Source organism: Bifidobacterium margollesii, assembly GCF_002860355.1.
Classification (GTDB): domain Bacteria; phylum Actinomycetota; class Actinomycetes; order Actinomycetales; family Bifidobacteriaceae; genus Galliscardovia; species Galliscardovia margollesii.
In genome coordinates this window covers 38060-50835 of sequence record NZ_NMWU01000011.1, presented here as the reverse complement: position 1 = coordinate 50835, position 12776 = coordinate 38060, and the positions used below count along the sequence as shown (strand labels likewise).

Genomic DNA, 12776 nt, shown 5'->3' with positions numbered 1-12776 from the left:
AGATCAAACACACCGATCAAAAGGAGCAATCATGCAGCAGGAATACATCAGGCCGATCATGCAGGTCATCGAACTCGACGGCGCCGACATCGTGCGCACCAGTGCCGGAGACACGGACGTGCCGTTCCCCGGCAGTGTGTCGAACGCCCGATAGTTCGTGTGGGCCCGACGATTACAGCGATTACAGCGAAAGGAATCCAATGAATATCGCATCGTCCCGGCATGATGCCCGTGCGATCTACGAATCCCCGAGCATGCATATCGTGAAGCTCGACGGCGCCGACATCGTGCGCACCAGCGCCGGATCATCTCCGGGCGCAGGGTGGCACTGGTGCTCGAACAGCGGCACATGGGTGGAATCCGGATGGAGCTGCCCGGTCTGAGCGGCCTTCCGGTTTGAGCGGCCTTTAGGAGGCTATGTCGAGTGATCGTGGTCCGATCGTCCAATGGGCGGTCGGACCACGGATATTTGATCATGGATATCAAATCGTATGACGGAAACGATGACGTATGGTGATGACCATACGGCGTAAGGAGCATCATCATGGGTAAGTCCACGAAAAGATCCAGAAAGAAGACCCTGGAGAATTCCGCAGGGGAGACCGAAGCCCGGAATCGTCGGAATCGGTCACGTCAGTCGCCCGCCAAGCCGGTCACCAGGGCCGGCAGCGGTCTGGCCGCAGGATTCTTCGTCGTCTTCGCGGCCATCGTGATCGTGGTGTCGCTGTTCGCCTCCGGCGTGTTCTAGATGGACGGCGATGCTACGGCCCGTAAGGCACTGCTGTCGTAGGCTACTGCGGTATCAAGCCACTGCGGTCGCTGGCCGCTCGTTCACTGTCGACCGTTCACCGACTCTCGTCCAGAGCCTTGGCATAGGTGGAGCATCGGGCCGCGAAGCTGGAGAACACCGATTCGGCCAGCGGCAGCAGACGCGGATTGTACTCGGCGAAATCCTCGCGTAGCTTCTCCACGCTCACGCCGGCCTTCTTCGCGTCCTTCACCATCGAAGGCTCACTCAGCCACTCTTCGAACAGCGTGGCGGTGACCTCCAGATGGAACTGCAATCCCAGCGCCGAGCCAGCCCGGAACGCCTGCACCTTGGTCAGCGGGCTGCGGGCGAGTACCTGCGCGCCCTGAGGTAGCGACACCACATCGTTGTGCCAATGCAGCACCTCAAGGCTTTTCGACCACATCTGAAAATAGTCGTGCTGTTCCACACGGGTGATCGGACCGAATCCGATCTCCGGCGCCTTGCCCTGCTTGAGCTTGCCGCCCAGCGCACCGGCGATGATCTGATGTCCCAGACAAATGCCCAGCACAGGCTTGCCCACGGCGGTGGCCGCCTTCACGAGCTTCGCCTCGGCCTTGAGACCGGGGTATTTGTCGTAATCCTGCGCGCCCATCGGCCCGCCCATGATCACCACGCCCGCCACGTCCTTGAAATCCGGCAGGTCGGGCTTCTTCTTCCCGGCGATGTTGAGAATCTGCGTGGGCACGAACATCTCTTCGAGATTGTCGAGAATGCGTCCGGGCTTCTCCCACTCTACGTGCTGAAAGATCAGTACCTGCGATTGCGACATATCTCCATTGTGACACCTGCGAAGACATATTCGGGTTACGGTGGGGCGAAAAGGCTACGTAGTTCCGGTCGATTTCCGTGGCGTCAAGGTGGAAGGCTTCCATAAGCGTTTCCATAAGCGAAATGCATAGGCGAGCCCTTGCGCTTTGTCGTATTGCAAAAGTACGCTCGTCAGTATGACAGATACCCCAAAACCGCTTGATTTCAGCGATTCCGTGGCGAAAGGCCTCCACCTGTACAACACCGCCACCCATCGCATCACTCCGTTCGTTCCGCTGAAGCCCGGCAGGGTGGGCATCTATGTGTGCGGCGCCACCGTGCAGAGCTCGCCGCATGTGGGGCACATCCGCGCGGCCGTGGCATTCGACGTGGTGCGTCGCTGGATGCTCAGGCTGGGGTACAAGGTCACCTTCGTGCGCAATGTGACCGACATCGACGACAAGATCCTCGACAAGGCCGCTGCGGCCGGTCAGCGCTGGTGGGAGCGTGCCTACATCTATGAGCGCGAGTTCACCGCCGCCTATGAGACGCTGGGCGTGCTGCCTCCCACCGTGGAGCCCCGAGCCACCGGCCACATCCTCGACATGGTCGAGCTGATCCAGCGCATCGTCGACAACGGCCACGGCTACGTGGTCACCGACGCCGACGGCAACCCCACCGGCAACGTGTACTTCGACGTGCCGAGCTGGCCCCACTACGGCGAGCTCACCCATCAGAAGCAGGGCGAGGGCATCGAATCCGACGCGGCCTCCGAGGTGACCGATCGCATGGGGCCGAGCGTGGATGAGACGGGTGCGGACAAGTACAATCCGGTCGATCCGGCCGACGCCTCGCCCGACAAGCATGATCCGCGCGACTTCGCCCTGTGGAAGGCCCCCAAGGACACCGACCCCGAGGACGCCCGCTGGTCCACCCCGTTCGGCGTGGGCCGCCCCGGCTGGCATATCGAATGCTCGGCCATGATCCACCGGTATCTCGGCAACGGTTTCGACATCCATGGCGGCGGACTCGATCTTCGATTCCCGCACCATGAGAATGAGATGGCTCAGACCCGCGCCGCCGGATTCCCCTCGGCGAACCTGTGGATGCATTCCGCATGGGTGACCGCCAAGGGCGAGAAGATGAGCAAGTCGCTGGGCAACGGGCTGTCCGTGCCGGCGGTGCTGGCCGAGCATTCGGCATGGGTGGTGCGCTACGCATTGGCCAGCGTGCAGTATCGTTCGATGCTCGAATGGAGCGACCAGACGCTTGCCGAGGCGCAGTCCGCGTACGACCGGGTGAGCAATTTCATCGAGCGGGCCGGTGCGGCCATCGGCGAACAGCCGGCATGGGACGAGATCGCGTCGGTGCCGGCCGTCGATCTGCCGCAGGACTTCGTCAAGGCCATGAACGACGACGTGAATGTGGCCGGTGCCACTGCTGCGATCTTCACCGCGGTGCGTAACGGCAACACCCTGCTGAGTCGTCTGGACGATGCCGCCGATTCCAAGGCGGCGCAGGCCGAGGTGCGTGCCGTGCTCGTGTCGGTGCGGTCGATGCTCGACACGCTCGGCCTGGATCCGCTCGCCCCGCAGTGGGCGTCCTCCGGCGACGGGAACGGGGAGGGGTCGAAGGAGCATGAGGTGCTGGACGCCCTGATCTCCGAACAGCTCGAAGCCCGCGCCGAGGCCCGCCGGAACCGCGACTTCGCCAAGGCCGACGCGATCCGTGACGCGCTCACCGAGGCCGGCATCGCCATCGAGGACGGCCCGAGCGGCTCGGTGTGGAGCCTGAAGTAGGGGTCTCGAAAAAACAAAGCCTCACAACTCGACCGAAAACCGTGAATTACGCCCATATCGGGCGGTTTGCAGTCGAGTTGTGAGGCTGTATTTGCAGGTAAACCTCTATCGGCCCTTAATCTCGGAGCCGACGACCTTCTCGCTCAGCGCCTTCGGGCCGCGGCTCACCGCCACGGAGCCGGAACGCACCAGCTCGATGATGCCATAATCGGCCAGCAGAGCCAGCAGCGAATTGAGCTTGGCCTCGGAGCCGGTGGCTTCGATCACCAGCGACTCGGGGTGCATGTCCACCACGCGCACGCGGAACGTCTGCACGATCTCCAGCACGTCGGAACGGGTCTTCGAATCCGCGGCGACCTTCACCAGCACCAGCTCGCGATCCACCGTTTCCTCCGGATCAAGCTCCACGATCTTGAGCACATGCAGCAGCTTGTTGAGCTGCTTGATGATCTGCTCCAGCGGAATAGTGTCCACCTCGGCGGTCACCGTCACGCGGGAGATGTCCGGACGTTCGGTGGGGGAGACGGACAGCGAGTTGATGTTGAACGCACGGCGGGCGAACAGTCCGGCGATGCGGGCCAGCACGCCGGGACGGTTCTCCACCAGCACCGAAAGGGTGTGGCGCGAGGCACCGGGCTGAGAAGCGGGATAGTTTGCCATTTGCTTACCTCAAATCTTCCTTGCTACCAATCACGAATCATGCGACCAGCGGCCGCGCTCACGCGGTCTGGCTGTCGCCGGCATTGTCGACGCCGTCCACGGGGGTCCTGCCCTTAAGCGGCTGAATACCCGGCTTGTACGTCACGTCGCTGTTCGAAGCGCCCGCGGCGACCATCGGCCACACCATGGCGTCCTTCCACACGCGGAAGTCGATCAGCACCGGTCGGTCGTTGATCTCATTGGCCTTGCGAATGCATTCGACGGCCTCGTCCTCGGTGAAGGCCCGCATGCCCACGCAGCCATAGGCTTCGGCCAGCTTCACGAAGTCCGGCACGTCCATGATCTCGCCGGCCTTCGCGTTCGTTCCGATCACGTCGCCTTCGCGAGCCTCGCCGTCCATCAGGTTGGTGGCCGAATAGTGGTTCTTGTAGAACAGCGTCTGCCACTGGCGAACCATGCCGTACACCGAGTTGTTCAGAATCGCGATCTTCACCGGCAGTCGGTTGAAGAAGCAGGCGGCCAGCTCCTCGGACAGCATCTGGAAGCTGCCGTCGCCGTCGATCAGCCACACCGGGGTGGGCTGTTGCTCGTTCTCACGCTGGGCGCCGACCTCAGCGCCCATGGCCGCAGGCAGGCCGTAGCCCATGGTGCCGAGGCCGCCGGAGGAGATCCAGGCGTTCGGCCGGTGGAAGTCGATGAACTGCGCGGCCCACATCTGATGCTGGCCCACACCGGTGACCCAGATCGTGTTCGGGTCGGCCTGACGGCTCAGCTCCTGAACCACCCACTGCGGGGCGAGCGTGCCGTCGGGGGACTGGTCGTAGGTCATCGGGTACTTGTCCAGCCATTCGTTGATCTGATCCCACCATGCGCTCAGATCGGGCTTGCCGTTGATGGCCTGCGAACGGTGGATTTCGGCGATCAGATCGGTGAGCACGGTGGCCACGTCGCCGACGATCGGCACGTCGGCCTGACGGTTCTTGCCGATTTCGGCCGGGTCGATGTCGATGTGGATCACGCGGGCGCTGGGGGCGAAGTCCGGCAGCGACCCAGTCACACGGTCGTCGAAGCGGGCGCCGATCGCCACGAGCAGATCGCACTGCTGCACGGCGCCGGTGGCCGCGATCGTGCCGTGCATGCCAAGCATGCCGAGCACATGGTCATCCGACTCCGGCACGATGCCGCGGGCGGGCAGCGTGGTCACGATCGGCGCATCGGTGACTTCCGAAAGGGTCTTGACCAGATCGCCGGCCTTGGAACGCACGGCGCCGCCGCCCACATACAGCACCGGGCGGTATGACTGGCTGAACAGCTTCGCGGCGTTGGACAGTACGCGCCCGTGGGCCTTGACGGTCGGATTGTAGCCGGGCAGGATCAGCCGCTGCGGCCAGGAGTAGAACAGATCCTCGGTCTGAGCGGTTTTGGTGAGATCCACCACCACCGGGCCGGGACGGCCGGTGCCGGCGATGTGGTACGCCTCGGCGAGCACGCGGGGGATGTCCTGCGCGCGGGTGACCAGATACGAATGCTTGACCACGGGGTAGGTGATTCCGACGATGTCCGCCTCCTGGAAGGCGTCGGTGCCGATGGCGTTCACGCCCACCTGACCGGTGATCACGACCATGGGCACGGAGTCCATGTTGGCGTCGGCGATGGCGGTGACCACGTTGGTGGCACCGGGGCCGGACGTGACGATGCATACGCCCACCTTGCCGGTGGAGATGGCGTAGCCTTCGGCCGCGTGACCGGCCGCCTGCTCGTGGCGCACCAGCACGAACCGGAACTTGGTGTCATCGTTGATGGCGTCGTACACCGGCAGGATCGCCCCGCCGGGCAGACCGAAGACATCCTCGACGCCCAGATCCTCCAGCGTGCGGACGACCGCCTGGGCGCCGCTCATCTTCTCTCCGTTGACGATGCGCTTGTCTGCCGACAGCTTCTCGACGGGAGCCTTGGGAACTGCACTGAATGCCTGCAGAGGTGTGGGCGTAGCCATATCTTCCTCTCATCCTCGGCATGCCCTGCGGCATGCGTGGTTGTACGTAATGGAAACAGAATATATCCGGTCCGGTCATCAATGCGCGGGGTATACGCTATTCGGACCGACGGGGAACGCGCTGCTGGCTTGTGGCGTCGGCGGCGCTCAATGTGGCCCAGTATAGGCGGAGCAGCGTTGTTTTCGCCACCTGCATGCCTGTTCCGGGCCTGTTTCGTCTGCGGTGATTCGCCGTGCTTGGAGCGGCTGCGAATCACCGAGCGTCAGTGGCGTTGTTCGTCGAGCGCATGCCATGCCTTCTCGGCCGCGGCCAGCTGCGCCTTGCGTTTCGAGGTGCCGGTGGCGGAGGCGATTTCGGTCTCCTCCGCGCCCTTGTGCAGCACGGCCATCACATGGGCGGTGAATTCCAGCTGGTATTCCGGCCCCTGCACCTCCATCTGATAGCGCGGTTCGGGGATGTGCAGCTCGTGGGCCTTGACGGCGAGCGAGGTCTTCCAGTCGAGTGCGGGTCCCGCCTTCGTCACTTCGGCGAGGGTCTCGTCGATCAGCCGGTGCACCACCTTGCGGGCTCCTTCGATGCCGTGCTGCACGAACACCGCGCCGATCAGCGACTCCACCAGATCGCATAGGATCGAATCCTTGTCGGCCCCGCCGCTTTCGGATTCGCCGTGCCCGAGCAGCACGTACTGCCCCAGATTGAGCTTCGTTCTGGCGATCGCCGAAAGGGATTCCTCGGAAACGGCCTTGGCCCGCATCTTCGCCATCTGGCCTTCGGAGAAGTCGGGGTGGCGGGTGAACAGCGTTTCGGTGGTCACCAGTTCCAGCACCGCGTCGCCGAGGAACTCCAGACGCTCATAGTTGGGCATGCCGGGGTGCTCGTGCGAGAACGAACGGTGGGTGAGCGCGTGGATCAGCAGATCGGGACTGATCGGTGCGCCCAGAGCTTCGATGAGGTCGGCTGGTGCGGTGTCCGGATCAAGACCTTCGGGCAGGACGACGGGATTCGACTTGTGATGCTTATTGGCCATAATGTCTTCCTAGTGTAATGAGTGCGTGTGATGAGTGCGATGTGGAATAGGGGTGGAATATGAAAAGACCCCGCCACCCGTCGATGGCGAGGTCTTTGACTATCTGACGTTCAGTCTCACTTGGTGAAGGAAGACTTGATCGCAGCGCGGTAGGTGCGGCCGCGGTAGGAGCCGCAGCTCGGGCAAGCCTGGTGCGCGAGCACGGGCTCACCGCAGTTCGGGCAAACCGCGGTCTGAGCGGCGGTAGTCTTCCAGGCGGAACGGCGCGTGTGCGTATTGGCGCGCGACGTCTTGTACTTGGGCAGTGCCATTTTTCGGACCCTCTATTTCGATCGAAAGTTGTTATTGAGCTTAAGCCTTCGGTATTTTAGCGCACTTCGCGGGTTTTGCCAAACCGAGCCGGTCCGTATTGCTGACCGTACCGCTGACAGTCCTGAATCGGTATGGCTGCCGAGCCTACTGTTGCTCGTTTTCCAGCTGCTGCTTCAGTGCTTCCAGGGCGCTCCACCTGATGTCGGTGGTTTCGTGCTCATGGTCGGGATTCTCGTTGAGATCGACGCCGCACTGTGGGCACAGTCCTCGGCAGTCCGGCCGGCACAGCGGCTGCATCGGCATGGCCTCCACCAGATTGTCGCGCAGCAGGGCTTCAAGATCCATGAACATGTTGTTGCCGGCAAGCGGATAGGTGTCTCCGCCTTCCTCCTCACCGGCGATGATCTCCACTTCCTCGTCGTCGTGATTGCCGTGACGACGGTCGTGCTCGTCCTGCGAGTAGGGGAAGAACGCGGTGACCGGCACGTTGAGCTCTCCGGACAGCTCCTTGAGGCATCGGGAGCATTCGCCGACGTAGGGGGCGCTGATCGTGACGTTGAGAATCAGCCCGTCCACGATCGAATCGATCGAGCCGCTCACATGCACAGGTTCGCCCTTGCGCACGTTGAACACCTCATCGCCGATGCCGCTGGGCACGGGGAAGTCGGAGTCCAGTTCCTTGCTCTGCCCCGGGCGGGTGGCGATCTGCGCCACGGAAACCGCCCACGGAGACTCTTCCGGTCGAATATCGTTCATTTCTGCTCCTGTTCTACTGCCGAGGGTAGTCGTCTTCGTTCAGATGAGGCATCTGCTGCGCCGCCTGACGCTGACGTTCCGCCAGCACATCGAGGCCGCTCTGCACGCCGTGCGTCGCCTTGTCGAGCTGGTTGAGCAGCTCGTTGAGCACGCTTGCCGAATACTGGTCGGCACCCTGCGTGAGCCGGTCGGCTTTGGTCTGCGCGGTATCGAGAATGTTGCGGGCGCGTTCGGTGGCGATGGAGATCACGTTCTCCTGACCCGCCAGAAACTGTGCCTGTTCGTTGGCCTCGCGCACGATGGTGGCTGCACGGCTCTGCGCCGAAGCGACGATCGCGTTGGCCTGCGACTGCGCGTTCTCCAGCCGGCGTTCGGATTCGCGCATCAGCGCGGAGGCCCGTTCCAGCTGCACCGGCAGCTTGCCTTTCAGCTCTTCGATCAGACCGGTGAGCTGCTCGCGGTCCACTCTCACCTGACCGCCGGAGAAGAAGCTCGACTTCGAATCCTCCACCAGCGTCTCCATCTGGTTGAGCACGTCGAATACGGTGGTGAACTGGTTTTTGGTGGCGAGATCCTCGTCCTCGTCGTCCTCCAGAAACGCCTGGATGTTCCGCGGCAGCTGCACGGTCGAATTTCGATTGGCCGAACCGGGATTGGTCGAAGCCGAGGCGGATTGCGGCACAGCGGACTGCGGTACAGCGGACTGCGGCGAGACAGGGCGTGCCGATGGAGTGCGCTGCTGCGTGGAATCATCGAGATCGGCAACCGAGCCGGCCGAGCCGGCCGAGCCAACCGAGCCGGCCGAGCCAACCGAGCCGGCCGAGCCTCTGCCCAGTCCGGGCAGATCGGGCAGATTGTCGAGTCCCGGCAGGTCAAGCCTCGGCCGTGCGACCGACGGATCGCCGGCATGCCGATCGTTGGCATACGGATCGTTGGCATACCGAGCGGCATACCGATCGTTGGCATTGCCTCCGATATTGACTCCGGCATTGGCGCCGGCGTTGATGGATGTTGCGGCTTCAGCGGGCGCCGTCCGTGCGGTCGGAACCTGACGGGCGGCGAGCGAGGTGAGATGCGTGGAATCGTCCAGATCCACGATCGCCTCATCCCTGCCGTTCATCTGACGGGCGACGACGGAATCGCCGGTATCGTCGGCGGCTCCATCGTCGGGGCCATGACCCCTGAAGTCGTTCATACCTATCTACCTACCTCTTCTCGTTCTTCAGCGCCTCGATGAGCAGAGGGGCCACGGAACGGGGCACGAGTCCGGTGACGTCTCCGCCGTGACGGGCCACGTCCTTCACGATCGTGCTGGAGATATGCTCCTTCAGCGGATTCGCCGGCAGGAACATCGTCTCCACGCCGCCCAGCTGCTTGTTCACCAGCGCCATGCCCAGTTCGGCCTCGTAATCACCGTTCTGGCGCAGACCCTTGACGATGACTTTGGCTCCCACCTTAGCGCAATAGTCGGTGATCAGTCCTTCGGTGCTGTCGACCAGAATGTTCTCGTATCCGTCGTCGTGCAGAACGGTACGGATCATCTCCACGCGCTGCCGTGCGCTGAACATCGGGCGCTTGTTGGCGTTGATCGCCACCACTACGTGGACTTGTTCGAATAGATGGGCGCATCGTTCGATGACATCGATGTGGCCGGAGGTCACCGGGTCGAACGAGCCGGGGCAAACTGCAATTGTCATGCGTCCCAGCCTACCGTGAGTCATGGCGTATCCGGCCGTCGTTGTCGTGTTTGTTCGTCATACGCCGGTTTTCAGCCGCGCGAAGCGTGCCGGGAGCGCATACCGTTCCATATTCCGCTTTATGATGAACGTGGATTGACCGATCACCCGGCGCTGCGTATGGTTCGGATGATCGACGCGCGGATGTGCAGAAACGCAGCAGCGCAGATAGGTATCAGATACGCAAGGAAAGAGATCGTGATGACCATGTCCGATATGACCATGCTCGACGGAATGTCCGACGGACTGTTCGATGCTCCGCTGTCCGATCCGGATTCCGGTACCGGCACCGCGGTGCTGGAACGCACCGAGACCAAAACCGAGACGAAGAAGAGCGACGACGGCGATGCCGATCGTTTCGCCCACTACGTCTCCAAGGAGCGGATGGCCGAATCCCGTCTGACGGGCCGGCCGGTGGTGGCGCTGTGCGGCAAGGTGTGGGTGCCGAAGCACAACCCCTCCGACTACCCGGTCTGCCCGGATTGCAAGCGCATCTACGACGAAATGCGGTAGCAGTCCGGGCGGCGGCCCGTCATCGGTTCGGCGTCGTCATCGGTTCAGCGTGATGACCTCGGTGGGGATCGCCTGCTCGCCCTGGCTGAGCGACAGCGCGGTGACCGGCAGCTCGTCCAGCGCCCGGCGATGGCGGTCCCGGGCCGCCAGCAGCGCTTCATGGCCGGTGAGTGACTCATCGACGTCGCCATGATCCACCGCGGTGATGAGCAGATCCTTGGTGTCGCCGTAGACGTCGTGATCGGGCTCGTAGGCGGCGAGCTTCTCCGCGGAACCGCACACCACCAGTTCTCCCTGCGCGAGTCCGTACTGGTAGCAGCGCAGCGCCCGCTTGCGCCAGCCGTCGGTGCTCTTGCCGAACGATTTCTTGGCCACGCCGTGCATTTCGCCGTCCGCGCCCTCACGTTCGGTGAGCTTGTATACCATCGCGCAGGTGGGATGACCGGATCCGGTGACCAGCATCGTGCCCACGCCGTAGGAGTCCACGGGGGCGGTGGCCAGCGCGGCCAGCGCGTATTCGTCCAGATCGTTGGTCACGGTGATCTTCGTGTTCGTGGCGCCCAGCGAATCCAGTTGCTTGCGGGCCTTCTGGGCCAACGACGCCAGATCGCCCGAATCGATGCGGATGCCGCCCAGCTGCGGGCCGGCAACCTCCACGGCGGTGGTGATCGCCTGCTCGATGTTGTACGTGTCGGTGAGCAGCGTGGTCCCCGGGCCGAGCGCGTTGATCTGGGAGACGAAGGCGTCGCGCTCATCGTCGTGCAGCAGGGTGAAGGCGTGCGCCGCGGTGCCGATGCACACCAGATCGTACTTCTTCGCGGCCGCAAGATTCGCGGTGCCGGCGAAACCACCCACGATGGCCGCGCGGGCCGCAGCCACGGCCGCGCTCTCGTTGGTGCGGCGGCCGCCCATATCCATGCACGGACGGTCGCCCGCGGCGCTGGTCATGCGCGAGGCCGCCGAGGCGATGGCCGAATCGTAGTTGAGCACGGAGAGGATCAGCGTCTCCAGCAGCGTGCACTCGCCGAACGTGCCCTCCACCTGCAGGATCGGTGAGTTCGCGAAGAACGCCTCACCCTCCGGATAGGCGCGGATCGTGCCCGAGAACCGGAAGTCCTCCAGCCATTTCGCGGTCCGCTCGCTCACCACATGGCGATCCCGCAGGAACCTCAGATCCGATTCGCTCGGCCGGAAATCCTGCAGCATCTCCAGAATGCGTCCCAGTCCTGCGGCGATGCCGTATCGGCGTCCGGCCGGCAGATGACGGGTGAACACCTCGAACACGCAGCGACGGTCCGCGGTGCCGTCCTGCATGGCCGCGTCCAGCATCGTGTACTCGTACATATCGGTCATCATGGCCGGCGAGAAATCGTTCGTCATATCGTTCGTCACGGCTCCTTCACGTCGCGTCGTATCACTCCGTGCGCTCTCGCGCTCTTAGGGAGCCAGTTTAGGCGGTTCCGGCGGATAATCCATATCCTCAAGCAGGTGCTGCCGCGATGAGATCATGATCGGCGTATTGTCGGCAAAGACGGATACCGTGCGTAAGAACATGGGGCGTATGGCTCGTAGGCGATGCGCCGCGACTGCGATTGGGAAGGTTTTGACAACGATGGTGCAGATTAAAGACATGCTTGACGCCGATACGACGATTCGTCCCGACGGGCGTGACGTGGACGAACTGCGTCCGGTCACGATCACCCGCCACTTCACCGACGTTCCCGAAGGTTCCGTGCTCATCTGCTGCGGCAACACCCGCGTGATGTGCACCGCCACGTTCAGCCAGGGCGTGCCCCGCTGGCGCAAGGACTCCGGTCTCGGCTGGGTGACCGCCGAATATTCGATGCTGCCGCGCGCCACCGCCGAGCGCACCGACCGTGAATCCGTGCGCGGCAAGATCGGCGGCCGCACCCACGAGATCAGCCGTCTGATCGGCCGATGCCTGCGCGGCGTGGTCGACATGAAGGCGCTGGGCGAGAACCAGATCCAGATCGACTGCGATGTGCTGCAGGCCGACGGCGGCACCCGAACCGCATCCATCACCGGAGCGTATGTGGCGCTCGCCGATGCGGTCGACTGGGCCAAGAAGCACAAGATGATCCGTGCGAACCGTCAGGTCATCAAGGATCAGGTGTCGGCCGTCTCCGTCGGCGTGATCAACGGCAAGCCGATGCTGGATCTGCCGTACGTGGAGGACAGCCAGGCCATGACCGACATGAATGTGGCCATGACCGGCGCCGGCGAGTTCATCGAGATTCAGGGCACCGCCGAGCATCGTCCGTTCACCCGCAAGGAGCTGGGCGTGCTGCTCGACTTGGCCGAAAAGGGCAACAAGGAGCTGCAGGCCGTGCAGCGTCAGGCGCTTCAGGAGGCCTGACCGTCTTTCGTATTTCCGTCGATCCACTGCGGCTGATTTGC

General features: G+C 63.3%; 15 protein-coding genes. 6 read left to right on the top strand and 9 right to left on the bottom strand.

Translation table 11 applies throughout. From position 1 onward, the window contains the following. Positions 1-31: 31 nt before the first annotated feature. The 3 genes from Uis1B_RS12420 to Uis1B_RS03790 all read left to right on the top strand — a co-directional run bounded on the left by Uis1B_RS12420 (position 32) and on the right by Uis1B_RS03790 (position 748). Entirely contained in the window at positions 32-154 is a 123-nt protein-coding gene (locus Uis1B_RS12420) for a hypothetical protein (protein WP_279324929.1), read from the top strand. Positions 155-200: 46 nt separating this feature from the next. Next, the gene (locus Uis1B_RS03795; protein WP_101615731.1) at positions 201-383 is read left to right on the top strand and encodes a hypothetical protein; all 183 of its coding nucleotides are present in this window, start codon (positions 201-203) and stop codon (positions 381-383) included. A gap of 161 nt (positions 384-544) precedes the next feature. Then, on the top strand, positions 545-748 hold the full coding sequence (locus Uis1B_RS03790) for a hypothetical protein (RefSeq protein WP_101615729.1): 204 nt from the start codon (positions 545-547) through the stop codon (positions 746-748). A 97-nt stretch (positions 749-845) separates the two neighbouring features. Here Uis1B_RS03790 and Uis1B_RS03785 read toward each other — a convergent pair whose 3' ends face one another. Then, positions 846-1580: a type 1 glutamine amidotransferase gene (locus tag Uis1B_RS03785; RefSeq protein WP_101615727.1), complete on the bottom strand. Its 735-nt coding sequence runs from the start codon at positions 1578-1580 to the stop codon at positions 846-848. A gap of 175 nt (positions 1581-1755) precedes the next feature. Here Uis1B_RS03785 and cysS point away from each other — a divergent pair, with 175 nt between their 5' ends. After that, entirely contained in the window at positions 1756-3357 is a 1602-nt protein-coding gene (gene cysS / locus Uis1B_RS03780) for a cysteine--tRNA ligase (RefSeq protein WP_101615725.1), read from the top strand. A 105-nt stretch (positions 3358-3462) separates the two neighbouring features. Here cysS and ilvN read toward each other — a convergent pair whose 3' ends face one another. From ilvN to coaD, 7 genes are all read right to left on the bottom strand, one after another. Then, positions 3463-4017: an acetolactate synthase small subunit gene (gene ilvN / locus Uis1B_RS03775; RefSeq protein ID WP_101615723.1), complete on the bottom strand. Its 555-nt coding sequence runs from the start codon at positions 4015-4017 to the stop codon at positions 3463-3465. Positions 4018-4075: 58 nt separating this feature from the next. Further along, on the bottom strand, positions 4076-6013 hold the full coding sequence (locus Uis1B_RS03770) for an acetolactate synthase large subunit (protein WP_101615721.1): 1938 nt from the start codon (positions 6011-6013) through the stop codon (positions 4076-4078). 263 nt (positions 6014-6276) lie between these two features. Beyond that, a complete protein-coding gene (rnc, locus tag Uis1B_RS03765) occupies positions 6277-7041 on the bottom strand; it encodes a ribonuclease III (protein ID WP_101615719.1) in 765 nt (254 codons plus the stop codon). A 116-nt stretch (positions 7042-7157) separates the two neighbouring features. Then, the gene (rpmF, locus tag Uis1B_RS03760) at positions 7158-7352 is read right to left on the bottom strand and encodes a 50S ribosomal protein L32 (RefSeq protein ID WP_101615716.1); all 195 of its coding nucleotides are present in this window, start codon (positions 7350-7352) and stop codon (positions 7158-7160) included. A 145-nt stretch (positions 7353-7497) separates the two neighbouring features. Then, positions 7498-8109 carry a YceD family protein gene (locus Uis1B_RS03755; protein WP_101615714.1) on the bottom strand — a complete coding sequence of 204 codons (612 nt, stop codon included), beginning with the start codon at positions 8107-8109 and terminating at the stop codon, positions 7498-7500. Between the two features lie 13 nt (positions 8110-8122). After that, positions 8123-9304, bottom strand: coding sequence for an ATP synthase subunit B family protein (locus tag Uis1B_RS03750; protein WP_243390245.1), 1182 nt, complete (start codon positions 9302-9304; stop codon positions 8123-8125). Positions 9305-9314: 10 nt separating this feature from the next. Beyond that, entirely contained in the window at positions 9315-9806 is a 492-nt protein-coding gene (coaD, locus tag Uis1B_RS03745; RefSeq protein WP_101615712.1) for a pantetheine-phosphate adenylyltransferase, read from the bottom strand. A gap of 246 nt (positions 9807-10052) precedes the next feature. Between coaD and Uis1B_RS03740 the strand changes: the two genes are divergently transcribed. Next, positions 10053-10358: a DUF3039 domain-containing protein gene (locus Uis1B_RS03740; RefSeq protein ID WP_165782722.1), complete on the top strand. Its 306-nt coding sequence runs from the start codon at positions 10053-10055 to the stop codon at positions 10356-10358. A 36-nt stretch (positions 10359-10394) separates the two neighbouring features. Here the strand turns inward: Uis1B_RS03740 and Uis1B_RS03735 are convergent, their stop codons facing one another. Beyond that, positions 10395-11738: a nicotinate phosphoribosyltransferase gene (locus tag Uis1B_RS03735; RefSeq protein WP_101615710.1), complete on the bottom strand. Its 1344-nt coding sequence runs from the start codon at positions 11736-11738 to the stop codon at positions 10395-10397. 232 nt (positions 11739-11970) lie between these two features. On the opposite strand from Uis1B_RS03735, the gene rph reads away from it, so the two are divergent. Next, positions 11971-12735, top strand: a complete 765-nt coding sequence (gene rph, locus Uis1B_RS03730; protein WP_101615708.1) for a ribonuclease PH — start codon at positions 11971-11973, stop codon at positions 12733-12735. Positions 12736-12776 lie beyond the last annotated feature (41 nt).

What these genes read in the sequence shown, in the direction of transcription:
- Uis1B_RS12420 (WP_279324929.1), top strand. Translation starts at nt 32, where the DNA reads ATGCAGCAGGAATACATCAGGCCGATCATGCAGGTCATCGAACTCGAC.
- Uis1B_RS03795 (WP_101615731.1), top strand. Translation starts at nt 201, where the DNA reads ATGAATATCGCATCGTCCCGGCATGATGCCCGTGCGATCTACGAATCC.
- Uis1B_RS03790 (WP_101615729.1), top strand. Translation starts at nt 545, where the DNA reads ATGGGTAAGTCCACGAAAAGATCCAGAAAGAAGACCCTGGAGAATTCC.
- Uis1B_RS03785 (WP_101615727.1), bottom strand. Translation starts at nt 1,580, where the DNA reads ATGTCGCAATCGCAGGTACTGATCTTTCAGCACGTAGAGTGGGAGAAG.
- cysS (WP_101615725.1), top strand. Translation starts at nt 1,756, where the DNA reads ATGACAGATACCCCAAAACCGCTTGATTTCAGCGATTCCGTGGCGAAA.
- ilvN (WP_101615723.1), bottom strand. Translation starts at nt 4,017, where the DNA reads ATGGCAAACTATCCCGCTTCTCAGCCCGGTGCCTCGCGCCACACCCTT.
- Uis1B_RS03770 (WP_101615721.1), bottom strand. Translation starts at nt 6,013, where the DNA reads ATGGCTACGCCCACACCTCTGCAGGCATTCAGTGCAGTTCCCAAGGCT.
- rnc (WP_101615719.1), bottom strand. Translation starts at nt 7,041, where the DNA reads ATGGCCAATAAGCATCACAAGTCGAATCCCGTCGTCCTGCCCGAAGGT.
- rpmF (WP_101615716.1), bottom strand. Translation starts at nt 7,352, where the DNA reads ATGGCACTGCCCAAGTACAAGACGTCGCGCGCCAATACGCACACGCGC.
- Uis1B_RS03755 (WP_101615714.1), bottom strand. Translation starts at nt 8,109, where the DNA reads ATGAACGATATTCGACCGGAAGAGTCTCCGTGGGCGGTTTCCGTGGCG.
- Uis1B_RS03750 (WP_243390245.1), bottom strand. Translation starts at nt 9,304, where the DNA reads ATGAACGACTTCAGGGGTCATGGCCCCGACGATGGAGCCGCCGACGAT.
- coaD (WP_101615712.1), bottom strand. Translation starts at nt 9,806, where the DNA reads ATGACAATTGCAGTTTGCCCCGGCTCGTTCGACCCGGTGACCTCCGGC.
- Uis1B_RS03740 (WP_165782722.1), top strand. Translation starts at nt 10,053, where the DNA reads ATGTCCGATATGACCATGCTCGACGGAATGTCCGACGGACTGTTCGAT.
- Uis1B_RS03735 (WP_101615710.1), bottom strand. Translation starts at nt 11,738, where the DNA reads ATGACGAACGATTTCTCGCCGGCCATGATGACCGATATGTACGAGTAC.
- rph (WP_101615708.1), top strand. Translation starts at nt 11,971, where the DNA reads ATGGTGCAGATTAAAGACATGCTTGACGCCGATACGACGATTCGTCCC.